The 25771-nt window shown below is 58.9% G+C and carries 21 protein-coding genes; 10 read left to right on the plus strand and 11 right to left on the minus strand.

The genetic code is table 11. The features are described from left to right. The first annotated feature begins 117 nt into the window (after positions 1 to 117). Positions 118 to 2028, plus strand: a complete 1911-nt coding sequence (locus ACTG2S_RS20090; protein ID WP_129503161.1) for a methyl-accepting chemotaxis protein — start codon at positions 118 to 120, stop codon at positions 2026 to 2028. An 84-nt stretch (positions 2029 to 2112) separates the two neighbouring features. Here the strand turns inward: ACTG2S_RS20090 and ACTG2S_RS20095 are convergent, their stop codons facing one another. From ACTG2S_RS20095 to ampD, 6 genes are all read right to left on the minus strand, one after another. Further along, positions 2113 to 3075: a sensor domain-containing diguanylate cyclase gene (locus tag ACTG2S_RS20095; protein WP_439983167.1), complete on the minus strand. Its 963-nt coding sequence runs from the start codon at positions 3073 to 3075 to the stop codon at positions 2113 to 2115. A gap of 124 nt (positions 3076 to 3199) precedes the next feature. Then, positions 3200 to 4627: a dihydrolipoyl dehydrogenase gene (gene lpdA / locus ACTG2S_RS20100; RefSeq protein WP_279499126.1), complete on the minus strand. Its 1428-nt coding sequence runs from the start codon at positions 4625 to 4627 to the stop codon at positions 3200 to 3202. A 148-nt stretch (positions 4628 to 4775) separates the two neighbouring features. After that, complete coding sequence (gene aceF / locus ACTG2S_RS20105) at positions 4776 to 6665, minus strand: pyruvate dehydrogenase complex dihydrolipoyllysine-residue acetyltransferase (protein WP_279498785.1); 1890 nt, start codon at positions 6663 to 6665, stop codon at positions 4776 to 4778. A gap of 119 nt (positions 6666 to 6784) precedes the next feature. Further along, entirely contained in the window at positions 6785 to 9445 is a 2661-nt protein-coding gene (gene aceE, locus ACTG2S_RS20110; protein ID WP_005355086.1) for a pyruvate dehydrogenase (acetyl-transferring), homodimeric type, read from the minus strand. A gap of 79 nt (positions 9446 to 9524) precedes the next feature. Further along, positions 9525 to 10289, minus strand: a complete 765-nt coding sequence (gene pdhR / locus ACTG2S_RS20115; RefSeq protein WP_005336127.1) for a pyruvate dehydrogenase complex transcriptional repressor PdhR — start codon at positions 10287 to 10289, stop codon at positions 9525 to 9527. A 278-nt stretch (positions 10290 to 10567) separates the two neighbouring features. Continuing rightward, the gene (gene ampD / locus ACTG2S_RS20120) at positions 10568 to 11143 is read right to left on the minus strand and encodes a 1,6-anhydro-N-acetylmuramyl-L-alanine amidase AmpD (RefSeq protein WP_069554218.1); all 576 of its coding nucleotides are present in this window, start codon (positions 11141 to 11143) and stop codon (positions 10568 to 10570) included. 130 nt (positions 11144 to 11273) lie between these two features. On the opposite strand from ampD, the gene ACTG2S_RS20125 reads away from it, so the two are divergent. The 9 genes from ACTG2S_RS20125 to yacG all read left to right on the plus strand — a co-directional run bounded on the left by ACTG2S_RS20125 (position 11274) and on the right by yacG (position 19079). Further along, complete coding sequence (locus ACTG2S_RS20125) at positions 11274 to 11744, plus strand: retropepsin-like aspartic protease family protein (protein WP_274160611.1); 471 nt, start codon at positions 11274 to 11276, stop codon at positions 11742 to 11744. A gap of 3 nt (positions 11745 to 11747) precedes the next feature. Then, positions 11748 to 12611 carry a carboxylating nicotinate-nucleotide diphosphorylase gene (gene nadC / locus ACTG2S_RS20130; RefSeq protein WP_268011569.1) on the plus strand — a complete coding sequence of 288 codons (864 nt, stop codon included), beginning with the start codon at positions 11748 to 11750 and terminating at the stop codon, positions 12609 to 12611. Positions 12612 to 12926: 315 nt separating this feature from the next. Further along, positions 12927 to 13361 carry a pilin gene (locus ACTG2S_RS20135; protein WP_274160612.1) on the plus strand — a complete coding sequence of 145 codons (435 nt, stop codon included), beginning with the start codon at positions 12927 to 12929 and terminating at the stop codon, positions 13359 to 13361. A gap of 3 nt (positions 13362 to 13364) precedes the next feature. Continuing rightward, positions 13365 to 15071 (plus strand): PilB family type IVa pilus assembly ATPase TapB, encoded by a 1707-nt coding sequence (gene tapB / locus ACTG2S_RS20140; protein ID WP_139411606.1) that lies wholly within the window; start codon positions 13365 to 13367, stop codon positions 15069 to 15071. Between the two features lie 240 nt (positions 15072 to 15311). After that, a complete protein-coding gene (locus ACTG2S_RS20145; RefSeq protein ID WP_005336136.1) occupies positions 15312 to 16553 on the plus strand; it encodes a type II secretion system F family protein in 1242 nt (413 codons plus the stop codon). A 61-nt stretch (positions 16554 to 16614) separates the two neighbouring features. Next, a complete protein-coding gene (locus tag ACTG2S_RS20150) occupies positions 16615 to 17487 on the plus strand; it encodes a prepilin peptidase (RefSeq protein WP_274160613.1) in 873 nt (290 codons plus the stop codon). Positions 17488 to 17500: 13 nt separating this feature from the next. Continuing rightward, positions 17501 to 18115 carry a dephospho-CoA kinase gene (gene coaE / locus ACTG2S_RS20155; protein ID WP_201947199.1) on the plus strand — a complete coding sequence of 205 codons (615 nt, stop codon included), beginning with the start codon at positions 17501 to 17503 and terminating at the stop codon, positions 18113 to 18115. Positions 18116 to 18152: 37 nt separating this feature from the next. Further along, a complete protein-coding gene (gene zapD, locus ACTG2S_RS20160) occupies positions 18153 to 18875 on the plus strand; it encodes a cell division protein ZapD (protein ID WP_005336141.1) in 723 nt (240 codons plus the stop codon). A 9-nt stretch (positions 18876 to 18884) separates the two neighbouring features. Beyond that, complete coding sequence (yacG, locus tag ACTG2S_RS20165) at positions 18885 to 19079, plus strand: DNA gyrase inhibitor YacG (protein ID WP_120416066.1); 195 nt, start codon at positions 18885 to 18887, stop codon at positions 19077 to 19079. Between the two features lie 77 nt (positions 19080 to 19156). On the opposite strand, the gene mutT is transcribed toward yacG, so the two are convergent. The 5 genes from mutT to ftsZ form a co-directional block, all read right to left on the minus strand. Next, positions 19157 to 19561, minus strand: a complete 405-nt coding sequence (gene mutT, locus ACTG2S_RS20170; RefSeq protein ID WP_042053534.1) for an 8-oxo-dGTP diphosphatase MutT — start codon at positions 19559 to 19561, stop codon at positions 19157 to 19159. 184 nt (positions 19562 to 19745) lie between these two features. Next, complete coding sequence (gene secA / locus ACTG2S_RS20175) at positions 19746 to 22466, minus strand: preprotein translocase subunit SecA (RefSeq protein WP_128816090.1); 2721 nt, start codon at positions 22464 to 22466, stop codon at positions 19746 to 19748. 58 nt (positions 22467 to 22524) lie between these two features. Then, the gene (locus tag ACTG2S_RS20180; RefSeq protein WP_005355107.1) at positions 22525 to 23430 is read right to left on the minus strand and encodes a M23 family metallopeptidase; all 906 of its coding nucleotides are present in this window, start codon (positions 23428 to 23430) and stop codon (positions 22525 to 22527) included. Between the two features lie 140 nt (positions 23431 to 23570). Further along, the gene (lpxC, locus tag ACTG2S_RS20185) at positions 23571 to 24494 is read right to left on the minus strand and encodes a UDP-3-O-acyl-N-acetylglucosamine deacetylase (protein ID WP_005336146.1); all 924 of its coding nucleotides are present in this window, start codon (positions 24492 to 24494) and stop codon (positions 23571 to 23573) included. Positions 24495 to 24592: 98 nt separating this feature from the next. Next, on the minus strand, positions 24593 to 25744 hold the full coding sequence (ftsZ, locus tag ACTG2S_RS20190) for a cell division protein FtsZ (RefSeq protein WP_005336147.1): 1152 nt from the start codon (positions 25742 to 25744) through the stop codon (positions 24593 to 24595). Positions 25745 to 25771 lie beyond the last annotated feature (27 nt).

Here is a 25771-nt window from a genome sequence, read left to right on the forward strand (position 1 = left end):
CGCCGCCGCCCCTGTGAGCGCAAACGTAATCCGCAAATAAAGGGCTGCAAGCCTCATGGGTAGCGCCGCGCTGCCGCTAATATGAGGGTCGTCAATCTCAACCTTTTGAGCACCTTTATGCTGGCAACCCTCACTCTTAAACAGAAAATACTGGCCACGGTCACCCTGGCCGTGGTCGTCTCCTGCCTGCTGGTAGGCTACTTCAGCCAACGCTCGGCCCAGCAACTGATCGAAAACCGGATGTTCGAGCAGGAGCTCCCCAACCTGACCCAGCGGATCAGCAAGGAGATTGAACAGGATCTCCACGGCATCGCCCAGGCAGCCCGCCAACTGGCCACCGACCGCTTCATCCTCGACTGGGTGGATCGGGGCATGCCCAAAGAGCAGGAGCCAATCCTCATCAACCAGCTCAAGGATGTAGCCAACCAGTATGGTCTGGTGACCGCCTCCTTCGCCGATCGCCAGAGTGCAGCCTACTACAACCAGGATGGCTTTCTGCGCAACCTGACCCCCACGCAAGATGCCTGGTTCTATGACTACACCAAGAGCCAGAAGGAGATGACCCTCAGCATCTTCCGCGAGAGCAACGGCGAGGTGAAGCTGTTCGTCAACTTCCAGCAGCTCAACGGGCGCGGGCTGGCCGGCTTTGCCAAATCCCTCGACACCATGGTGACCATGGTCTCCAACTTCCGGCTGGAAGAGAGCGGCATCGTCTTTATGGTCGATGGCAGCGGCAAGGTGAAGCTGCACCCCGAGGCCAACCGCATCGAGCGTGACACGCTTGGCAACATTGCCAGCGGAGATACCGGCAGCCTGCTGGCCAAACGCCCCTTTGCCGTCATCAACGCCGAAGTCAATGGCGAGCCCATGGTACTGGCCAGCAGCTATATCCCGCTGCTCGACTGGTATCTGGTGGCCCAGGTGCCGCAAGCCGAGATCTATGCCGAGCTGGATCAGACCCGCAACGAGATCCTGATGATCTCGCTGGTGATTGCGCTGGCCATGGGGCTGATGGGGATGTTGCTGGCAGGCTCGGTCAGCCGCCCGCTCAACGAACTGGCCCGCCTGTTCAAGGAGCTGGGGAGCGGCGATGGGGATCTTACCCAGCGCCTGAAAGTGGAAGGACGCGACGAGCTGAGTCAGGTCGCCACCGGCTTCAACAACTTCGTCGCCAAGATCCACGGCTCCATCGAGCAGGTGGCGGAGAACTCCCGCCAGCTCGCGGCCACCGCCAACGAGGTGGCCAACAAGGCGCAGCTGACCCAGCATAACTGTACTGCCCAGCGTGACCGCACCGTGCAGGTGGCCACCGCTATCCACGAAATGGGGGCCACGGTGAGCGAGATCGCCGGTAACGCCTCTCTGGCAGCCGAAGTAGCCAGACAGGCCAACGATCAGGCCGATGCAGGTGCGGTAGTGGTGGCGCAGGCGCGCCACGGCATCGTCGACCTCTCCGGCGAGATTGAGCAGGTGGCAGGGGTTATCGAGTCGCTGGCGAGCCAGACCGACTCCATCGGCAGCATCCTCGAAACCATCCGCAGCATCTCGGAGCAGACCAACCTGCTGGCACTGAACGCCGCCATCGAGGCCGCTCGCGCCGGTGAACAGGGTCGCGGTTTCGCCGTGGTGGCAGATGAAGTGCGTAACCTCGCCAACCGCTCCGCCGCCTCGACCGCCGAGATCCAGGGGATGATCAACCGCTTGCAGGAGCAGAGTGCCCGCGCGGTCAGCGCCATGGCACAGGGACGCAACCAGAGTCTGGAGGTGGTGAGCCAGGCCGATGAGGCCAACGCCGCCCTCGGCCAGATCACCGCCCACATCACCCAGATCAACGACATGAATATCCAGGTCGCCACCGCCACCGAGGAGCAGTCCAGCGTGGTCGGCGAGATCAACCGCAACGTAGAAGACATCAACCAGCTCACCATGGAGACCGCCGACATTGCCCACCAGCTGACCGAATCGAGCCGCAGCCTGCAGCAGCTCTCCGGTCAGCTGGACAAGCTGGTTGGCAACTTCCGGCTCTGACCCCGACCTTGACCTGAGTCATCAACAACAGAGAGCGCCGTGGCGCTCTCTGTTGTTTTGGTGGCGCCTAATCCGGCATAGCAGTCAGCCCTTGCCATCCCGTTTGCGCTGATACATCAGCTCATCTGCGCGGGTGAGCAGCTCGGCCAGGGAGACACAGCCGTGCCCGTCATAGCAGACAATCCCGGTGCTGCAGGTCAGCGCATAACCGCAACCACTGTGCTGATTGTGCTCGGCCAAGATGGCATTGAAACGCTCATAAGCCAGTTGCGCCTGCGCCTCCACCACATTGGGCAGCAGGACTGCGAACTCATCGCCGCCCATGCGGGCAAACACGTCGGCGCCCCGAAAAGCCTGCTTGAGCAGAGTGGCAAAGGCGATCAGAGCCCGATCCCCTTCCGCATGCCCCCACCGATCGTTGATCCCCTTGAAGCCATTGAGATCCAGATAGAGCAGCGCCAGCGGCATCTGCAAGCGACTGGCCAGCGAGAGGCTCTTCTCCGCCAGCATCACGAACCCGCGCCGATTGGAGATCAGGGTCAACTCATCAATGGTGGCCAGCTGCACCGCTTCGAGCTCCCGCACCACCATCGCAGCCAGATCCTTGAGCAGCCCGACATCCTCCTCACTCAATTCCCGCGGCACCGTATCGATGATGCAGAGTGTCCCAAGTTTGCAGCCGTTGGCGATCCGCAGTGGCTGTCCGGCATAGAAGCGGATGCCGGGCCCCCCCACCACCAGCGGATTGTCGGCAAAGCGGGGATCCTGCGAAGCATCCGGCACGATAAAGGTCTCATTGCCCATGATGGCGTGGCCACAAAACGAAATGTCCCGGGCGGTCTCACGGACCTCCAGACCAATACAGGATTTGAACCACTGGCGATCTTCATCTACCAGACTCACCAGCGCGATGGGGACATTGAACACCCGTCGGGCCATGCGGGTCAGCCGATCAAACGGCTCCTCGGCCTCGGAATCCAGCAAAGAGAGCCGCCGCAGGGTCTCCAACCGCAATGCCTCATCGGGTGGAATGGGTGCTTCTAGCATCGTGCCTCTCTCATCAGTGCCAAAACCTATCTTTAGCATATTGGGCTTTGTCGAAGTAGGGGCAGCAAGGAGAAAACAAAAAGCCGCTCATTCGAGCGGCTTTTTAGACAAGCGGGGAAGAAAATTACTTTTTCTTCTTGGCCTTGGCGTTCGGCAGGTCGGTGATGGAGCCTTCGAATACTTCGGCAGCCAGGCCCACAGACTCGTGCAGAGTCGGGTGAGCGTGGATGGTCAGCGCGATATCTTCGGCGTCAGCACCCATCTCGATGGCCAGACCGATTTCACCCAGCAGTTCACCGCCGTTGGTACCCACGATGGCACCACCGATGACGCGGCCGCTCTCCTTGTCGAAGATCAGCTTGGTCATACCGTCGGAACAGTCGGACGCGATGGCGCGACCGGAAGCAGCCCACGGGAAGGTAGCGACTTCGAAGTTCAGGCCCTGTTGCTTGGCTTCCTTCTCGGTCAGACCAACCCATGCCATCTCTGGCTCGGTGTAGGCGATGGACGGGATCACTTTCGGGTCGAAGTAGTGCTTCTTGCCAGCGATGACTTCGGCAGCAACGTGACCTTCGTGAACACCTTTGTGCGCCAGCATCGGCTGACCCACGATGTCACCGATGGCGTGGATGTGCGCCACGTTGGTACGCAGCTGCTTGTCCACCTCGATGAAACCGCGCTCGGTCACGGCAACGCCTGCCTTCTCGGCATCCAGCATCTTGCCGTTCGGCACACGACCTACGGCAACCAGCACGTTGTCGTAACGAACCGGCTCGGCAGGAGCGTGCTTGCCTTCGTAGGAGACGTACAGGCCGTCTTCGCGCGCTTCAACTGCGGTGACCTTGGTCTCCAGCATGATGTTGAATTTCTTGGCGACGCGCTTGGTGTAGATCTTGACGATGTCTTTGTCGGCAGCCGGAACCAGCTGGTCGGCAAATTCCACCACGTCGATCTCGGAACCCAGAGAGGAGTAAACGGTACCCATCTCCAGACCGATGATGCCGCCACCGATAACCAGCAGTTTGCCGGGAACGGTTTTCAGCTCCAGCGCATCGGTAGAGTCCCATACGCGCGGGTCATCGTGGGGGATGAACGGCAGCTTCACCGGACGGGAACCGGCCGCGATGATGGCGTTGTCGAAGGTCACGGTAGTCTTGCCGTCTTCCCCGGTCACTTCGAGCGTGTTCGGGCCGGTAAATTTACCCAAGCCGTTAACAACCTGAACTTTACGCATCTTGGCCATGCCAGCCAGACCGCCGGTCAGCTGGTTGATAACCTTCTCTTTCCACAGACGCACTTTGTCGATGTCGGTCTGCGGTGCACCGAAGACGATGCCGTGCTCGGCCAGCGCCTTGGCTTCTTCAATCACTTTGGCAACGTGCAGCAGCGCCTTGGAGGGGATGCAGCCCACGTTCAGGCAGACGCCACCCAGGGTGGAGTAACGCTCGACGATAATAGTATCCAGACCCAGATCGGCTGCACGGAAAGCAGCGGAATAACCGGCAGGGCCAGCACCCAGTACTACGACCTGGGTTTTGATTTCTTTACTCATCATGACCTCTTTGTCGTTCTTATATCCCCGGACAGCGCAGTCTTATACCGAAACGGGTGGCTGCAGCCGTGAAAAAAACGGGGCAAGTTTACGATCATGTTAATGAAATGAGAAGTAAAAAGGGCAGGCTCTGGGCCCGCCCTCTCACTTACAGGACCAGTCGACGAATGTCGGACAGCACGCCGTTCATGGTGGTGATGAAGCGAGCCCCATCGGCACCATCGATCACGCGGTGGTCGTAGCTCAGAGCCAGCGGCAGCATCAGGCGCGGCGCAAACTCTTTGCCATTCCACTTCGGCTTCATCTCGGACTTGGAGACACCGAGGATGGCCACTTCCGGCGCGTTGACGATCGGGGTAAAGCTGGTACCGCCGATGCCACCCAGGCTGGAGATGGTGAAGCAACCGCCCTGCATGTCGGCAGCGGTCAGCTTGCCGGCACGGGCCTTCTTGGAGATCTCGGCCAGATCGCGAGACAGCTCCATGATGCCCTTCTTGTTAACATCGCGCACCACGGGCACAACCAGACCGTTGGGGGTATCTACCGCCACACCGATGTGGATGTACTTCTTCATGATCAGCTTGCTGCCATCTTCGGACAGGGAGCTGCAGAAGCGTGGGTGAGCTTCCAGCGCCTTGGCGGCGGCTTTCAGGATGAACACCAGCGGGGTGATCTTCACGTCTGCCTTCTGCTTCTCGAGCATCGCATTCTGCTCTTTGCGGAACGCTTCCAGCTCGGTGGTATCGGCTTCGTCGAACTGGGTGACATGAGGGATCATGACCCAGTTGCGGTGCAGGTTCGGACCGGAGATCTTCTGGATGCGGGTCAGCTCGACCTCTTCCACATCACCGAACTTGCTGAAGTCTACCTTCGGCCACGGCAGTACGCCCAGACCGTTGCCACCGGCTACGCCGGCAGAGGCAGGAGCGGACTCGGCACGCTTGATGGCATCCTTCACGTAGGCTTGCACGTCTTCTTTGACGATGCGACCCTTACGACCGGAGGCTTTCACCTTGGCCAGGTTGACACCGAACTCGCGCGCCAGACGGCGTACCGCCGGAGAGGCGTGTACATAAGCGTCGTTGGCAACGAAATCGGTCGCAGCGGCAGCAGCCTGGGCAACCGGAGCCGGAGCAGCGGCAACAGGGGCTGCAGCGACCGGGGCGGCAGCTTGAGCAACCGGCGCGGCGGCAGGAGCAGCGCCAGCTACTTCGAATACCATAATCAGGGAACCGGTGGAGACCTTGTCACCCGCCTTCACCTTGATCTCTTTGACCACACCGGCGAACGGTGCAGGCACTTCCATGGAGGCCTTGTCACCTTCCACGGCGATCAGGGACTGGTCGGCTTCAACCTTGTCACCCACGGCAACCATGATCTCGGTGACTTCCACTTCGTCGCCACCGATATCCGGTACGTTGACCTCTTTGGCAGCAGCGGCAACCGGGGCCGCAGCCACGGGCGCAACAGCTTGAGCCGGAGCAGCAACGGCAGCAGGCGCAGCGCCAGCCACTTCAAATACCATCACCAGAGAGCCGGTAGAGACCTTGGCACCAGCGGCAACCTTGATCTCGACCACGCGACCTGCGAACGGCGCAGGCACTTCCATGGAGGCCTTGTCACCTTCCACGGCGATGATGGACTGGTCAGCTTCTACCATGTCGCCCACGGCAACCATGATTTCAGTCACGTCCACTTCGTCGTCACCGATGTCCGGCACGTGCACATCTTTGCGCACGGCAGCGGCAGGTGCGGCGGCCGGAGCAGCAGCAACCGGTGCAGCCACTTCTGCAGGGGCGGCAGCGCCTTCGGCTTCGAAGATCATGATCTGGGAACCGGTGGCAACCTTGTCGCCCACCTTGATCAGGATCTCTTTGACGATACCGGCGGACGGGGCCGGTACTTCCATGGAGGCCTTGTCGCCTTCTACCGCGATGATGGACTGGTCCAGCTCGACCTTGTCACCCACGGCCACCATGATCTCGGTGACTTCAACTTCATCGGCGCCGATATCCGGCACCATAATCTGTTTGGACATTGTGCTTTATCCTCTTGCGTCGATCCGCGTGGCTGGCTGATGCCGCCACGCACATCTCGCGTTAACCGTTTTAAATCCTGGCAGGGTCGCGCCGTCATACGACGCGACCCTTGATCCACTTACGCGTACAGCGGGTTGACCTTGTCGGCATCGATGCCGTACTTGGCGATGGCGTCGGCCACAACCTGCTTGTCTACCTCGCCGCGCTTGGCCAGTTCGGTCAGAGCAGCAACCACCACGTAGAACTCGTTCACTTCGAAGTGACGACGCAGGTTGGCACGGCTGTCGGAACGGCCGTAACCGTCGGTACCCAGCACGCGGTAGTTCTCGGTCGGAACGAAGGCGCGAACCTGATCGGCGAAGGACTTCATGTAGTCGGTCGCAGCGATGGTGGCTTCGGAACCCAGTACCTGAGCGATGTACGGTACGCGAGCTTCGGCAGTCGGGTGCAGCATGTTCCAGCGATCCGCGTCCTGACCGTCACGGGCCAGCTCGTTGAAGGAGGTGACGCTGAACACATCGGAACCGATGCCGTACTCGCTGGCCAGGATCTGGGCAGCCTTGCGCACGTGACCCAGGATGGAACCACAACCCAGCAGCTGAACTTTCGCCTTGGCACCGGCGACGGATTCCAGCTTGTAGATACCCTTGCGGATGCCTTCCTCGGCGCCTTCCGGCATAGCCGGCATGGCGTAGTTCTCGTTCAGGGTGGTGATGTAGTAGAACACGTTCTCCGGGTTCTCACCGTACATGCGGCGCAGGCCGTCCTGTACGATCACCGCCACTTCATAGGCGTAGGACGGGTCGTAGGAGATGCAGTTCGGGATGGTGTTCGCCAGGATGTGGCTGTGACCATCTTCGTGCTGCAGACCTTCGCCGTTCAGGGTAGTACGACCGGAGGTTGCACCCAGCAGGAAGCCACGGGCTTGCTGGTCACCGGCTGCCCACGCCATGTCGCCGATCCGCTGGAAGCCGAACATGGAGTAGTAGATGTAGAACGGGATCATCGGGCAGTCGTTGGTGCTGTAAGAGGTCGCAGCAGCCAGCCAGGAGGACATGGCGCCCAGCTCGTTGATACCGTCTTGCAGAACCTGACCCTGCTTGTCTTCCTTGTAGTAGGAGACGATGTCGCGGTCTTGCGGGGTGTACTGCTGACCGTGCGGGCTGTAGATACCGATCTGGCGGAACAGACCTTCCATACCGAAGGTACGGGCTTCGTCGGCCAGGATCGGAACGATACGCTTGCCGATGGACTTGTCTTTCAGCATCACGTTCAGGGAACGCACGAACGCCATGGTGGTGGAGATTTCGCGCGCCTGCTCACCCAGCAGCGGACCGAAGGCATCCAGTGCCGGGATTTCCAGCTTGGTGGTGCTTTCGCGCAGACGGGTCGGCACATAGCCTTTCAGGGCGGTGCGACGGTCGTGCAGGTATTTGTGCTCGGCAGAACCGGCTTCGATCTTCAGGTACGGCAGATCGGCCAGCTGCTCGTCGGCCACCGGCAGGTTGAAGCGGTCACGCAGGTGACGCACGGAGTCCAGCTCCATCTTCTTGACCTGGTGAGCGATGTTCTTGCCTTCGGCCGCTTCACCCATGCCGTAACCCTTGATGGTCTTGGCCAGAATAACGGTCGGCTTGCCCTTGGTCTGGGTCGCCTTGTTGAATGCGGCGAACAGTTTGCGAGGATCGTGACCACCGCGGTTCAGGGCGAAGATCTCCTCGTCGGTCATGTCTTTGACCAGCGCGGCAGTTTCCGGATAACGGTTGAAGAAGTGCTCGCGGATGTAGCCACCGTCGCGGGACTTCATGGTCTGGTAGTCACCGTCCACGGTCTCGTTCATCAGCTGGATCAGCTTGCCGGAAGTGTCTTTCTTCAGCAGCTCATCCCACTTGCGACCCCAGATCACCTTGGTCACGTCCCAACCGGCGCCAGCGAACAGGCCTTCCAGCTCGTTGATGACCTTGCCGTTACCGACAACCGGACCATCCAGACGCTGCAGGTTGCAGTTGACCACGAACACCAGGTTGTCGAGCTTTTCACGCACGGCAACGGTCAGAGCGCCCTTGGCTTCCGGCTCGTCCATCTCGCCGTCACCCAGGAAGGCGTAAACGGTCTGCTCGGAGCAATCCTTGATACCACGGTCGGTCAGGTACTTCAGGAAGCGAGCCTGATAGATGGCGGCGATGGGGCCCAGACCCATGGAGACGGTCGGGAACTGCCAGAAGTCCGGCATCAGTTTCGGGTGCGGATAGGAAGGGATACCCTTGCCGTCCACTTCCTGACGGAAGTTGTCCAGCTGCTCTTCGGTCAGACGACCTTCAGCAAAGGCGCGAGCATAGATGCCCGGGGAGATATGACCCTGGAAGTAAACCAGATCGCCACCATCCTTCTCGTTGCGAGCACGGAAGAAGTGGTTGAAGCAGACATCATAGATGGTCGCAGAAGAAGCGAAGGAAGACATGTGACCACCCAGGTCCAGGTCTTTCTTGGACGCGCGCAGCACGATCATCATGGCGTTCCAGCGGATGATGGCGCGAATGCGGCGTTCCATCTCCAGGTCACCCGGGTAGTCCGGCTCGTCGCTGGACGGGATGGTGTTGATGTAATCGCGATTTGCCTTGGCAGCCACGTCCACACCGCTTACGCGGGCTTTCTCGGCCAACTGTTCAAGGATGAACTGAGCGCGTTGCGGACCCTCTTCACGCAGCAGGGATTCCAGAGAGGCAAGCCACTCCAGCGTTTCTATCGGGTCCACATCGTTCTTCAGGATATCAGACATGGCTGGTTCCTATGTTGTTGTGATTGCACGGCATTGCACGGCGAAGGGCGCAAGCATTCGACAATAAAGCCTTGTGGGATTAGTTTTCCTGCTGACGGATCCGACGCATGGATCGCTGGATCCGGCTGTCTTCCCTCTGCATATCCAACAAGGTGTCCTCGATAAAGGCCAGATGCTCATGACAAGCTGTTCTGGCCCGCTCCGGAGCCCCCGAAAGAATAGCCTCGATCAGATTCGCGCGATGGCGACGTATCTTGGCTACCACTCCCGGGCGGCGATTCAAAATCTCGTTATTCTGCAGAATGTTCTGTTCGAGCATCGGGCTCATGGCCCGTAGCAGGTGCAGCAGCACCACGTTGTGGGACGCCTCGGCCACCGCCAGATAGAACTGGGTCACGGCTGCCGACTCGGCCACCAGCGAACCGAGTTGGCCCGCCTCTTCGATGGTGGTTTGCACCTGACGAATGCGCTCGAAATCAGACCCGGTTCCCCGCAAGGCCGCGTAGTAGGCACAGATGCCTTCCAGCGCATGGCGAAACTCCAGCAGGTCATACTGGGCTTCCGGGTGGGTACTGAGCAGTTCGAACAGAGGATCAGCGATCCCCTTGCTCAGGGCATTCTGCACATAAGTGCCGCCGCCCTGACGGCGATAAAGCAATCCGCGCGCTTCCAGTCGCTGGATGGCTTCGCGCAGGGAGGGGCGCGATACCTGAAACTGGATGGCGAGTTCCCGCTCGGGAGGCAATTTCTGCCCCGGTTGCAGGCTGCCTTCCAGAATCATCTGTTCCAGCTCGGCGACAATGGAGTCGGCCAACTTGGGTTGCGTAATCTTGCGATAGGGCATGAGGCTACTTTGTTAAATTGGTATTACCAATTTTATGGATGGGGCGAAAATTAGCAGAGGCCTTTTGAAAAGTCCACTCAAAAGATGATCTGAGTCAAGAATCAGCCCCACCACTTAAGAGGTAAAGCAGGGGAAACATGATTTAGCTCATAGAAAATGGTCTGACCAATATTCTTGACCTCGCTCACAAATAACATTTGTGCAACCAGAGACAAAAATGGCCTGCCAGATAGGCAAGCCATTGATTTTATAATCCAAACTAAATTTTAATATTTACTTTAGCTGTTTAGTAATTGCCGGTAGTAATCCCACTGAAAACTGGCACCGGGATCCGTCTTGCGCCCTGGTGCGATATCGCAATGGCCGACAATTTTTTCGTGGGTGATGGCCGGATAGCGCTCAGAGATGGCTCGGGTGAGCCCCGCCAGCGCCCGGTATTGAGCCTCGGTATAGGGGATCTCGTCAGTCCCTTCCAGCTCGATGCCAATGGAGAAGTCATTACATGCCTCCCTCCCCTGCCAGCTCGAGACACCTGCATGCCAGGCGCGCGCGCCGAATGGCACATACTGCACCAACTCGCCATCACGGCGGATCAGGCAGTGGGCCGAGACCCGCAACTGATGGATACCGGCAAAATAGGGGTGAGCCTCGGGGTCGAGTCGCCCCATAAAGAGATCGTCGATAAAGGGGCCACCAAACTCTCCCGGCGGCAGGCTGATGCCATGCACCACCAGCAGGGAGATATCGTCCGGCGCGGCCCGTTCGTTGTGATGGGGAGAAGGCACCCGGCGCGCCTGCTGGCACCAGCCAGCGGCATCGATAGAGAAACAAGGTTGTGAAGCGAGTTGAGTCATCGGCTACTCGAATTGGCTGATAAATGGCGAGAAAACGAAGATACCTGATAGGCAACCCGACACCAACTCACTGAATCAAAGGGAAATGGTATGTTAGGCTGAGTCATCTTCCGCTCGATATGGATGGGGTATGCAGCACATGGCACGCTGGATGTGGTTACTGGCCTGGCTCTCTTTGATGGGCCTGCTGACCCTCTATTTTCACTCCCGCAACCAACCAAGCGTCACCGCCAGCGGCGAGCTGTTGCTGCGAGCCGACCAGAGCGGCCACTATCGTCTGGAGGGTGCCATCAACGGTCAGCCGGTGCAACTACTGCTCGATACCGGCGCCACCCGTATCACCATCCCGCAGCAGGTTGCCGAGCGGCTCGGCCTGACCGCTCATGGCAGCAGCCAGGTCAATACCGCCGCGGGGCAGATCCGGGTCGGCAACGGCACCATCGAAACGCTGGCGATGGGGCCATTGACCTTGTACGATCTGGCCATCTTTATCAATCCGGCGGCAGACGGTGACGAAGTGCTGGTTGGCATGAACGCCCTCGGTCGGCTGGAGCTGGTTCAAAAAGAGCGGCAACTGCTGCTCAGACCCTTGCAGGAATAAGGCATGTTTCAACAGGATGTCAGCCGCGCCGTGCGCGCCGCACTACTCGAAGATCTGGGCGATGCCCTCACCGCACTGGACCAACCGGACGCCAGCGCCGATATCACCGCCCAGCTGATCCCGGCGGATCGGATGGCCACTGCCCGGGTCATCACCCGCGAAGCCGGCGTATTCTGCGGCCAGCCATGGGTCGATGAAGTGTTCGTACAACTCGGCGGCGACGTGAAGGTGGAATGGAAGGTGCAGGATGGGGAAGTGCTCTCCCCCAATCAGGAGCTGTTCCGCCTCCACGGCCCTGCCCGCCTGCTGCTGACCGGCGAGCGCAATGCGCTGAACTTTGTCCAGACCCTCTCCGGCGTCGCCACCCTCACCGCTCGCTATGTGGCGGAGCTGGAGGGCACCGACTGCCGTCTGCTCGACACCCGCAAGACCATCCCTGGGCTGCGCACCGCCCAGAAGTACGCGGTCACCTGTGGCGGCGGCAAGAATCACCGCATCGGTCTCTACGATGCCTATCTCATCAAAGAAAACCATATCCTCGCCTGCGGCGGCATTGCCGAGGCGATTAATGAGGCTCGTCATCTCAATCCGGGCAAACCGGTGGAGGTGGAAGTGGAATCACTGGCAGAGCTGGAGCAGGCGCTGGCGGCAAAGGCCGATATCGTGATGCTCGACAACTTCGACGTGACCATGATGCGCGAAGCAGTCGCCATCAATCAGGGCCGCGCCAAGCTCGAAGTCTCCGGCAATGTGACGCTGGATACCCTGGCCGAGTTTGCCGCCACCGGTGTCGATTTTATCTCTGTCGGTGCGCTCACCAAGCATGTGCGGGCGCTCGATCTCTCCATGCGCTTTATCCAGCAGTGAGATTCACCCCGCAGGCCTGAGCAAATACTCGACCTAACCGGATAAACAACTTGCAAAAGGCGCCATGGGCGCCTTTTCTTTATGCAGGATCCCTCAGCAAAGGAGTGTAATGACGGACCCGCTTTCACCCGTAACAAAGAGTCATAAGAAGCCACTTATTTTATGACTCGCATCAAGTTTTTGGTAAATGACATGAAAGTGGTTAACAAAGGCAGCAATCTCTGTTGCCACCCCTGACAGCTCGGATAAGATACTGACGTGCGGATGATTTTCCACCGACACTTCCCAGGAACCAAGGATAAAAGGATATTTCAAATGAAGAAACAATCGGGTTTTACCCTTATTGAACTGATGATCGTGGTCGCAATCGTGGCCATTCTGGCGGCAGTCGCGCTGCCGGCTTACCAAAGCTACACCCAGAGAGCAAAATTCTCCGAAGTCATCGCAGCAACCGGTCCAGCAAAAACTGCTGCAGAAGTATGCGTACAAGGATACACAGGAGTATCTTCAGCACTAGGAACTACATGTGCATCTGCTAGTAATGCTGCTATGTCAGGCGCGATAGCTACCGGAGGTGTAGTTTCTAGCGTATCCGCGTCTTCTCCTTCCAATACGGAAATTACGATTACTGGTACAGGTACCGCTGAAGTCGGTGGTTCTACTTATTCCATTATTGCTACAGGCTTGACTGCTGGTGGAGCTGTAAGATGGACTGTTTCAGGGTCATGTAAAACTGATGGTAAATGCTAACGCATGACCTCTAGCCCTAATAGCGGCCTGGCGTTAAGCCTGGCCGCCTCTTCACTGATCAGTGAAGAGGACTCCCAGCGCTATCTGAGCCAGGCCAAGGCCCAGCGCAAACCCTTTGTGACATTTCTGATAGAGAACGAGATCCTCGACAGCAAGGCGCTCGCCGATTTTTGCGAGCTGGAGTATGGGGTACCTCTGCTGGATCTTGCCGCCTTCGACTTGGCCGAGATCCCGCAGAAGTACCTCAATCAGAAGCTGATTGAGAAGCACCACGTCCTCCCTATCTACACCCAGGGCCACACCCTATACATCGCCATGTCGGATCCGACCAATGTCTCGGCATTGGAGGACTTTGGCTTCAGCTTCGGCCTTCATACCGAAGCGCTGCTGGTGGAGGAGAATAAGCTCACCGCCGCCATCGGCAAGCTGCTGGAGAGTGAAAACGACGCCCTCGGCATGGAGGATATCGACGAATCCGAAATTTCGGATCTCGAGGTCTCCGACGAGAACAACCGGCTGGATGAAAGCGTCAATACCGCCGATGACGATGCACCCATCGTCAAGTACATCAACAAGATCCTGATGGATGCCATCAAGCGTGGTGCCTCCGACCTGCACTTCGAGCCCTATGAGTTCAAGTATCGGGTCCGCTTTCGCATCGACGGCATTCTGCATGAAATTGCTACGCCGCCGGTCAACCTCTCCAACCGCTTCTCCGCCCGCCTCAAGGTCATGGCACGACTCGATATCGCCGAGCGGCGGCTGCCACAGGATGGCCGCATCAAGTTGAAGCTGTCGCGCAACAAGTCGATGGATATGCGGGTCAACACCTTGCCCACCATGTGGGGGGAGAAGATCGTTATCCGTCTGCTCGACTCCTCGGCGGCACGCCTCAATATCGAGCAACTCGGCTTTGATGACCGGCAGAAGGCGCAGTACCTGCGCGCCCTCTCCAAACCGCAGGGGATGATACTGGTCACCGGCCCCACCGGCTCGGGCAAAACGGTCTCGCTCTATACCGGCCTCAATATTCTCAACACCACCGAGGTCAATATCTCTACCGCCGAAGATCCGGTGGAGATCAACCTGCCCGGCGTCAATCAGGTGCAGGTCAACCCCAAGGCGGGGCTCACCTTTGCCAGCGCCTTGCGCTCCTTCCTGCGGCAAGATCCGGATGTGGTGATGGTGGGGGAAATACGGGATCTGGAAACTGCCGAAATCGCCATCAAGGCGGCCCAGACCGGCCACTTGGTGCTCTCCACCCTGCATACCAACTCCGCCGCTGAGACCCTGACCCGGATGATGAACATGGGGGTTCCGGCCTTCAACATCGCCTCCTCGGTCACCCTGATCATGGCCCAGCGGTTGGCCCGTAAACTGTGCGACCACTGCAAGGCGCCGGAAGTGGTGCCGGAAGCCGAACTGCTGGAGCTGGGCTTTACGCCGCAGCAGCTGGCAGCCGGACTGCGACTGTTCAAACCGGTCGGTTGCAAGGAGTGTTCCGGCGGCTACAAGGGGCGGGTCGGCATCTACGAAATCATGTTGATGTCGGAGAACATCGCCAAATTGATCATGCAGGGCGCAAACTCCCTGCAAATCGCCGCTATCGCGCAGAAGGAGGGGATGCGCACCCTGCGCACCTCGGGACTGGAGAAGGCCCGGCTCGGGGTCACCAGTCTGGCCGAAGTCAACCGGGTCACCACCAACTGATCCGTGTGACGTAACGACCCGCCGGTTTGGTTGACAGAACGAATTCGTCGTTCACGAACACGGAACGGATGATAGTCCGAACGACAGAGTAATCAGATATTCAAGTGACCGGGCTGGCGCCAAGAAGGTACCACCCACCCTATCAGTACCCCGCAGGCATCAAGCCAGTCGGGCACCTTGACCAGGTTGGTGACACGCAGAGCCCGGATCTGACAACCAACCCCATTGCAGGATGCAAAGATGGCAACCCTAACGAAAAAGAACAATGCCCCCAAGAAAGTCTTCGCCTTCCGCTGGCACGGGGTAAACCGCAAGGGGCAGAAGGTCTCCGGCGAGCTGCAGGCCGACAGCATCAACACCGTCAAGACCGAACTGCGCAAGCAGGGGGTCAACGTCACCAAGGTAGCCAAGAAATCCCAGGGACTCTTCTCCAAGGGCGGCGCCAAGATCAAGCCGATGGATATCGCCATCGTCTCACGCCAGATCACCACCATGCTCTCCGCCGGCGTACCACTGGTGCAGAGTCTGCAGATCATCGCCCGCAGTCACGAGAAAGCCTCGATGCGCGAGCTGATGGGGCAGATTGCCGCCGATGTGGAGACCGGTACCCCCATGTCGGAGGCGCTGCGCCGCCATCCTCTCTATTTCGATGATCTCTATTGCGATCTGGTGGAAGCCGGTGAGCAATCCGGTGCACTGGAGACCATCTACGACCGTATTGCCACTTACCGGGAAAAGTCGGAAGCGCTCAAGTCGAAGATCAAGAAGGCGATGTTCTACCCCACCATGGTCATTCTGGTCGCCATCGTGGTCACCTCCATCCTGCTGCTGTTCGTCATTCCGCAGTTCGAGGATATCTTCAAGAGCTTTGGTGCCGAGCTGCCGGTGTTCACCCAGTTTGTTATCGGCATCTCCCGCTTTATGCAGAACTGGTGGTATGTCTTCTTTGGTGGCACGGCCCTTGGCATCTTCCTTTACGTGCGGGCCTGGCGGGCCTCCCAGAAGGTAAAAGACAACACCGACAAGTTCGTCCTCACCATTCCGGTAGTCGGGATGATCCTGCACAAGGCGGCGATGGCCCGCTTTGCCCGCACCCTGTCTACCACCTTCTCCGCCGGTATTCCGCTGGTGGATGCGCTGATTTCGGCGGCTGGGGCCTCGGGCAACTATGTCTATCGCACCGCGGTCATGGCCATCCGCAACGAGGTGGTGGCCGGTATGCAGATCAACGTTGCAATGCGCACAGTCGATCTCTTCCCCGACATGGTGATCCAGATGGTGATGATCGGTGAGGAGTCCGGTGCCATCGATGATATGCTCTCCAAGGTCGCCACCATCTTCGAACAGGAGGTGGATGATCTGGTCGATGGCCTCACCAGCCTGCTGGAACCCCTCATCATGGTGGTGCTCGGGGTGCTGGTCGGCGGTATGGTTATTGCCATGTACCTGCCCATCTTCAAGCTTGGCGACGTGGTAGGCTGATTTATCAGGGCATGGCACCACAGCCATGCCCTCTCCCTCATTCAATAACTGACGGTTGGTTATGACACTTCTTCTCGAGCTGGCTCACAGCTTGCCCTGGCTCTACTTCTCGCTGGTTTTTCTCTTCTCCCTGATGATCGGCAGCTTCCTTAACGTGGTCATCCACCGCTTGCCCATCATGCTGGAGCGGGAGTGGCAGGCCGAGTATCGCAGCTACTTCGCCTCTGATGAGGAGGCCACTGCGCCAGAGCGCTACAACCTGATGGTGCCGCGCTCCGCATGCCCTCACTGTGGCCACGCCATCACTGCGCTGGAGAACATCCCGCTGTTGAGCTGGCTCTGGCTCAAAGGGCGTTGCCGCGACTGTCAGGCCCCCATCTCGGCCCGCTATCCGCTGGTAGAGCTACTGACCGCCCTGCTCTCGGTGGCCGTAGCCATGGTCATAACACCGGGCTGGGGCACACTGGCCGCCCTATTGCTGACCTGGGTGCTGGTCGCCCTTACCTTCATCGATCTCGACAAGATGTTGCTGCCCGACCAGCTCACCCTGCCACTGCTGTGGGGCGGGCTGCTGTTCAATCTGGCAAGTGGCTTCGTCCCCTTGGCTGATGCAGTGAGCGGCGCCATGGCGGGCTATCTGGTGCTCTGGAGCCTCTACTGGGCTTTCAAGCTGCTAACAGGCAAGGAGGGGATGGGCTATGGCGACTTCAAGCTGCTGGCGGCGCTGGGCGCCTGGCTCGGCTGGCAGGCGCTGCCCATAATTCTGCTGCTCTCATCCCTGGTCGGCGCCGTGATCGGCATCAGTCTGATCGCCTTGCACAAACACCATCAGGGCAAGCCAATCCCCTTCGGCCCCTACCTCGCCATCGCGGGCTGGATCGCCCTGCTGTGGGGCGATACCATCACCCGCTGGTATCTCTCTACCATGCTTTGAGCAAGAGGCCCCCATGTATGTAGTTGCTATCACAGGTGGTATCGGCAGCGGCAAGACCACTATCGCCAATCAGTTTGCCGCGCTGGGTATCGAGGTGGTGGATGCCGATGTGATCGCCCGCGAAGTGGTCGAGCCGGGTACCCCGGCCCTTGCCGCCATCACCGACCATTTTGGCCCGAATGTGATTGATCCGAGCGGTCAACTCGACCGTCGCGCCCTGCGCGAGCGGGTCTTCAGCGACCCACAGGCCAAGGGGTGGCTCAATGCCCTGCTCCACCCGCTAATTCGCAGCGAAATGCTTCGCCAGTGTGCCGCAGCCAGTTCTCCTTACTGCCTGCTGGTGGTGCCGCTGCTGGTGGAGAACAAACTCACTGGCCTCGCCAACCGGGTGCTGGTGATCGATGTGGATGAAGCGACCCAGATTGAGCGCACCTGTCGCCGTGATGGGGTATCGGCCGAGCAAGCCAAGGCCATCATCGCCGCCCAAGCGAGTCGGTCGGAGCGCCTCGCGGCGGCGGATGATGTCATCGAAAACTACAATGGCAGCGAAATGGCGATTAAAACGCGGATTTTGGCGCTGCACGAGACATATCTGGCAATTGCCTCTCAACAAGGCCACCAAGTGTGAGTACACTAGGCCGGTTTATGGCTGGCCAGGATTAGGCATGATTTACGATTTCCCCCTCAATGAAAAAAGCCGGACCTATCTTCGTCTGGAGTCCCTGTTTTCCCAGATCCGCGACAATCTGGAGAGTGAACAATCCTGGGCACATATCGCCTTCTTCAAGGGGCTGTTCGATCTGCAGGAGTTGCTGGAGCGTGGTGACCTGCGCGCCGACCTCATCAAGGATCTGGAGCGTCTCGGCCAGCGTCTGAGCCACTGGGCCAGCCTGCCCGATGTCGATCTGGAGCAGATCAAACTGATGCAGCAAGAGAGCAGCCAGCTCTCTCGCAACCTGCTCAACTCGCCACGCCCGGGTGCCCGCCTGAAAGAGGATCGTCTGCTCGGCTCCATCCGCCAGCGCTTCTCCATCCCGGGTGGTCTGTGTGCCTTCGATGTGCCACAGCTGCACCACTGGCTCGGCACCCCGGCCATCACCCGTCACCAGCAGATGCAGGGCTGGCTGAGCGATATCAACCTACTGATGAATGCCATCACCCTGCTGCTGCGCCTGTGGCGCGAATCTGGCAGCTTCAGTGAGCAGGTTGCCAGCAACGGTTTCTTCCAGGACACCGCCGAGAGCGCCGAGCTGATCCGCATCAAGCTGCCGGGCAATCTGTTCTGCTACCCGACCCTGAGCGGCCACAAGAACCGCTTCGCCCTGCGCTTTCTGCCCACCGCAGAACAGCCGATTGGCGACGTGCCGTTCCAGCTCGCCTGCTGCTAAGGAGGGCTTATGGTCACCAAGGTAAAGTGTCCGACCTGTCAGAGCGAAGTGGAGTGGGGCCCGCAGAGTCCGTTCCGCCCCTTCTGCAGCAAGCGCTGCCAGCTGATCGATCTCGGCGAATGGGCCGATGAAGAGAAGCGGATCCCGGGGGAGATCAACCCGGATCTGCTGCCTGAGCCGGAAGAGGGCGAGCAGTGGCTATAAGCCTCTGGTCACTCACCTCTGTAATATCAAAAAAGGGCCTATTGGCCCTTTTTTGATGCTTGTTGATTACTACCGGCTCAAGCAAGCAGGCCCTGTAGGCGCGCTACAATCGGGCCATTGGCATCGGGGAAGTGGTAGTTGTTCAGCTCGGCCACCGGCACCCACAGGCACTCCTGCCCCTCCTTGCCGAACGGCTCGCCGCTGAAACGGGTCACCTTCCAGATATCCAGTAATACCTGCTTCTCGGGGTAGTCGTGCTGCAGTTCCATGAAGGGGGCACAATCCAATACCCGGATGCCGATCTCTTCCCACAGCTCCCGATCCAGCGCGGTGAGCAGATCCTCACCGGACTCCACCTTGCCACCAGGAAACTCCCAGCGATCCCCCTGATGGCGATCGGAGGAGCGTCTGGCGATGAAGATATCGCCCCGTTCATTCTCGATGACGCCAACCGCCACCCAGATCCGTTTTTTCTGTTCCATCTTGGTACCTTTACACGCAATACATGACCGGGCCGTTCGATGCGCCCAACCTCTGGCTGGGTGAACGACCGATAATGCCTGATATCCGATAATCCTTTGCAAAGTGGCGCCACTACAGTGACTTCGCCACCTTCTGACAAAAACAAGGCGGGCACTTGGCCCGCCTGTTATGGCATAGCGTCGATCAGGTCAACTGACCGTGGCAGTGCTTGTACTTCTTGCCGGAACCGCACGGGCAGGGATCGTTGCGACCGACCTTCTGCTCGTCACGTACGAAGGTGGTGTGCCCCTCTTCGCCTGCGGCCTGTTCATCGGCCAGCTGGCTCTCGGCAGCGGCGTGGGTATAGGTGCGGGGAGCGGCTTCCGCCTGCTGGCGTTGCTGCTCTTCCATCGCTTCCACATCGCGCTCCTGCACCTGAACACGGCTCAGGATGCTGACCACGTCGCGCTTGAGGGTTTCCAGCATCTGGGTGAACAGATCGAAGGATTCGCGCTTGTACTCCTGCTTGGGGTTCTTCTGGGCGTAACCGCGCAGATGGATGCCCTGACGCAGGTGATCCATGGCCGCCAGATGCTCTTTCCACAGACCATCCAGAGTTTGCAGCATCACTGCCTTCTCGAAGTTGCGCAGCACCTCTTTGCCGACCAGCTCTTCCTTGTGGGCATAGAGCTTGGTGGCTTCGTCCAGAATGCGCTCGCGCAGCTTCTCTTCATACAGCTTGTCATCTTCCGCCAGCCACTGCTGCAATGGCAGATCCAGCGCGAAGTCTGCCTTCAGGCGCGCTTCCAGGCCCGGCACGTCCCACATCTCTTCCAGAGACTGGGGCGGAATGTACTCGTCGATCACCGCGCCGTAGACGTCGTCACGGATAACGTGAATGGTCTCGGAGATGTCGCTGGTATCCAGCAGCTCGTTGCGCTGCTCGTAGACCACCTTGCGCTGGTCGTTGGCAACGTCATCAAACTCCAGCAAACTCTTGCGGATGTCGAAGTTGCGACCTTCCACCTTGCGCTGGGCATTTTCGATCGCCTTGGTGACCCACGGGTGCTCGATGGCTTCGCCCTCTTCCATGCCCAGCTTCTTCATCATGCCGGTCACGCGATCGGAGGCGAAGATCCGCATCAGGGTATCTTCCATGGAGAGGTAGAAACGGGAGGAGCCCGGGTCACCCTGACGACCGGAACGGCCGCGCAGCTGGTTATCGATACGACGGGATTCGTGACGCTCGGTGCCGATAATGTGCAGACCACCGGCGGCCAGCACCGCATCGTGACGCACCTGCCAGGCAGCTTTCAGCTCTGCAATCTGCTCGCTGGTCGGGTTCTCCAGCTTGGCAATCTCTGCCTGCCAGTTACCGCCCAACACAATGTCGGTACCACGACCGGCCATGTTGGTGGCGATAGTGACCGCGCCAGTCTGACCGGCCTGGGCGACGATCTCCGCTTCCATGGCGTGGAACTTGGCGTTCAGCACCTTGTGCGGGATCTTCTCCTTGGTCAGGATGCCGGAGAGCAGCTCGGAGTTCTCGATAGAGACTGTACCAACCAATACAGGCTGGCCCTTGGCCACGCACTGACGGATATCTTCGATGATGGCGGCATACTTCTCATTGGCGGTCAGGTAGACCAGATCGCCCATGTCCTTGCGCACCATTGGCTTGTTGGTCGGGATAACTACGGTATCCAGGCCATAAATCTGCTGGAATTCAAAGGCTTCTGTATCCGCAGTACCTGTCATCCCCGCCAGCTTGTTGTAGAGACGGAAGTAGTTCTGGAAGGTGATGGATGCCAGCGTCTGGTTCTCGTTCTGGATCTTCACCCCTTCCTTCGCTTCAACGGCCTGATGCAGACCATCTGACCAGCGACGACCCGGCATGGTACGGCCAGTGTGCTCGTCAACAATGACGATCTCGTCTTTCTGGACGATGTAGTCCACGTTGCGCTCAAACAGGGTATGGGCGCGCAGACCTGCGTTGACGTGGTGCAGCAGGCTGATGTTAGAGGCGGAGAACAGGGAGTCGTTCTCGTCCAGCAGCCCCTCTTTCTTGAGCAGCTCTTCCACGAAGATCTGACCGTTTTCGGTCAGCAGGGCCTGACGGTTCTTCTCGTCTACTGTGTAGTGACCGTCGCCGGTGTACTCTTCGGTGTCTTCCTTGTCCTGCTTGACCAGCAGCGGGATCAGCTTGTTGACGCGGATATAGAGCTCTGAGCTGTCTTCAGCCGGGCCGGAGATGATGAGCGGAGTACGGGCTTCATCGATAAGCACCGAGTCCACCTCATCCACCAGCGCGTAGTTGAGCGGGCGCTGTACCCGCTGCTCCGGCGAGAACGCCATGTTGTCGCGCAGGTAGTCAAAACCGAATTCGTTGTTGGTACCATAGGTGATGTCGGCGGCGTAGGCGTCACGCTTCTGGGACGCATCCATACCGGGCACATTGCAATCGACTGTCATGCCGAGGAAGGCGAACAGCGGGCGGTTCGCCTCCGCATCACGCTTGGCCAAATAGTCGTTCACCGTTACCACGTGCACACCACGGCCGCTCAGGGCGTTCAGGTAAGCTGGCAGGGTGGCGGTCAGGGTCTTACCTTCACCAGTCTTCATTTCCGCGATGCGGTTGGAGTTCAGCACCATGCCGCCGATCAGCTGCACATCGAAGTGGCGCATGCCAAACACACGCTTGGAGGCTTCACGCACGGTCGCGAACGCTTCCGGCAGCAACTGCTCCAGGGTCTCACCCTGCTCGATACGCTGACGATATTCAGCCGTTTTGGCCTGCAACTCGGCATCGGAGAGAGCCTCGAACTGCGGCTCCATGGCATTGATCTGTTTTACAATTTTGCGCAAAGCCTTGAGCGTTCTGTCGTTCCGGCTGCCGATAATCTTGGTAAGCAGTGTGCTAATCATGGGTACCAACTATTTCTGGTTATAAAAGCGTTCCGTCACTGGAACCTGAAGAAAAAACCTAACCCCGTCTGGCACTGAGAAAGCGTGCGGGGTTGACCTGACGACCATCTTTCAACACTTCGTAATGCAGATGGACCCCGGTCGCGCGACCGGTGCGTCCCATCAAGGCAATCTTCTGACCCTGATCAACCAGGGTGCCCACCTCGACCAGCAACTTGGAGTTGTGGGCATAGCGGGTGACCAGGCCATTGCCGTGATTAATCTCCACCATATTGCCAAATTCCGGATGACGGCCCGCCCAGCTGACAATGCCGGGCCCGGTAGCCAGAATCGGGGTTCCGGGTTTGCCACGGAAATCGACCCCTTTGTGCATCTTGGCACGCCCGTTGAACGGGTCGACCCGTCCACCAAACCCGGACGAGACCCAAACTCGCTCCTGTTTGACTGGCGTGCCGGAAATAAAACCGGCATCGGTGATATGGTGATTCATGATGAAAGATTCAAGTACCGACAGCTGCTCTTCGCGGCTGCTGAGCTGCTGGCTGAGGTGTTTCATCGAGGCTTGCAGCTCGTTGAGGCTCACTTCCAGCTCTTCATCATAAGAAGGGCCGCCCATGGGGGGCAGCTCTTTGAAATTGAACTCGTCGGGATCGAGATCGGCCTGCTCGGTCAATCGTTCGCCGAGGGCATTGAGACGGCCAAGCTGGCCTTGCATGGTGCCCACCTGAGCTGCCAGCATTGCCAACTGTTCACGGGCTTCGTCGCCACTCTGGTCAACGGACTGTTGCTCGGCAACGGCAAGCGCCACTTCCAGCGCCTCCATTTTCTGGTGCCAGCTCTGCCAGAGCCAACCACCACCAAGGGCTAACAGGGAGAAGAGAATACCGCCGACCCAGGCCAGACGTTGTTTGGGCAGGTGCAACTTGCGTCGCTGCTTGCCGTGGAGGATCAGGGTAATGCTCATAGAAATCAGTCTGCTCGGTCAGGTGCGGCCAGGAGCCTGCACGGGAAATAAAACCGGGAGATAATCGGTATTAAAGGATGGAGTAAACAAATGACGGAACGTCGGTGCGGAGAGAGGACCGACGTTCCGTTGCACAGCTATCAGGCCAGAACCAGACCGTTATCGTAGTAAGCGATAGGCGCTTTGTCGCCCTCACCCTCGAAGGTCACCAGTTCCCAAGCCTCCTGCTCGGCCAGCAAGGCACGCAGCAGCTTGTTGTTCAGGGCATGTCCGGTCTTGTAGGCACGGAACTCACCGATGATGCTGCGGTTACACATATAGAGGTCACCGATCGCGTCCAGCATCTTGTGCTTGACGAACTCGTCCTCATAACGCAAACCGTCTTCGTTCAGCACCCGATAGTCGTCCAGTACCACGGCGTTTTCCAGGCTTCCGCCCAGCGCCAGGTTCTGGGAACGCAGGTACTCGATATCACGCATGAACCCGAAGGTACGGGCACGGCTGATCTCTTTCACGAAGGAGGCACCGGAGAAGTCCAGTACGCAACGCTGATTGCGCCCTTCAAAAACCGGATGCTGGAAATCGATCTCGAGATCCATCTTGAAGCCGTTGCGATAAGGGTGGAATTCCGCCCACTTGTCGCCGTCTTCAACCCGGATGCTCTTCTTGATCCGCACAAACTGCTTGGCAGCATTCTGCTCACGGATCCCGACTTCCTGCAGCAGGTAGATAAAGGGATGCGCACTGCCGTCCATCACCGGGATCTCGGGCGCGTCAACCTCGACATAGAGGTTGTCGATCCCCATCCCGGCCAGCGCGGCGGAGAGGTGCTCAATGGTAGAGACACGGACACCGGCTTCGTTGACCAGAGCGGTACAGAGCACGGTATCGCGCACCTGATCGGCATTGGCTGGCAGCTCCACCACAGGATTCAGGTCGGTACGCAAGTAAACGATCCCTGTGTTCACAGGCGCCGGACGGAACGTCATGGTGACTTTCCGGCCCGAATGCAGGCCGACACCAGTCGCCTGTACACTCGTTTTCAAGGTTCTTTGTCTAATCATGGGTGTACCCTAAACAGCTTAAAAACGGACCAGATGGTCGTTGGCAGGCCATCTTAGCACATTCCTTGAACAACAAACAAACGAGAGCCATAAGAGGCTTAGTCAGCTTGCTTGCGCAGGAACGCCGGAATATCCAGGTAATCCGGTTCACGACGAGCTTGCGGCTCGGCGTTGACCACCTTGGCCGGGGCTTCGTCCATCACGCGGCCTTGCATCATGTCGCTAACCAGCGGCTGACGCACCGGGCGCTCTTGCACCTGGCTGCTCTTGACCAAAGTGATGTCCGGCTTGCGCTCGGCACCGATACCGGTAGCAACCACGGTCACACGCAGCTCGTCGTGCATTTCCGGATCGATTACGGTACCCACAACTACAGTGGCGTTCTCGGAAGCGAAGGCCTTGACCGCGTTACCTACGGTTTCGAACTCTTCGATGGTCATGTCCATACCGGCGGTGATGTTGACCAGGATGCCACGGGCACCAGCCAGATCCACGTCTTCCAGCAGCGGGCTGGAGATGGCTTTCTCGGCCGCTTCTTCAGCACGGTCATCACCGGAGGCGGAACCGGTACCCATCATGGCGGTACCCATTTCACGCATCACGGTACGCACGTCCGCGAAGTCGACGTTGATCAAGCCCGGACGGGTGATCAGCTCGGCAATGCCCTGTACCGCGCCAAGCAGTACATCGTTGGCCGCCTTGAAGGCATCCAGCAGGGAGATACCGCGACCCAGCACCTTCAGCAACTTGTCGTTGGGGATGGTGATCAGGGAGTCGACGTTTTTGGAGAGCTCTTCGATACCGTGGGCGGCGAAACCCATCCGCTTCTTCCCTTCAAAGGAGAACGGCTTGGTCACCACAGCAACGGTCAGGATGCCCATCTCGCGCGCCACTTCGGCCACGATCGGCGCAGCACCGGTACCGGTACCACCACCCATACCGGCGGCGATGAACACCATGTCGGAACCGGTCAGCAGCTCACGCAGCGCTTCGCGATCTTCCATGGCCGCATCACGACCCACTTCCGGATTGGCTCCGGCACCCAGACCCTTGGTGATGCCACCGCCGATCTGCAGGGTAGTGTTGGCGCTGGAGTTACGCAGTGCCTGGGCATCGGTGTTGACGGTAATAAACTCAACACCCTCAATATTTTGACGAACCATGTGTTCGACAGCGTTACCGCCGCCGCCACCTACACCGATCACTTTAATGACGGCTTCGTCAGTGTGGCTATCCATAAATTCAAACATGTTGTCTCTCCGCTTTATTTGCCTGAC

The sequence above is a fragment of the Aeromonas sp. 82P genome (genome assembly GCF_051919365.1).
GTDB lineage: Bacteria > Pseudomonadota > Gammaproteobacteria > Enterobacterales > Aeromonadaceae > Aeromonas > Aeromonas veronii.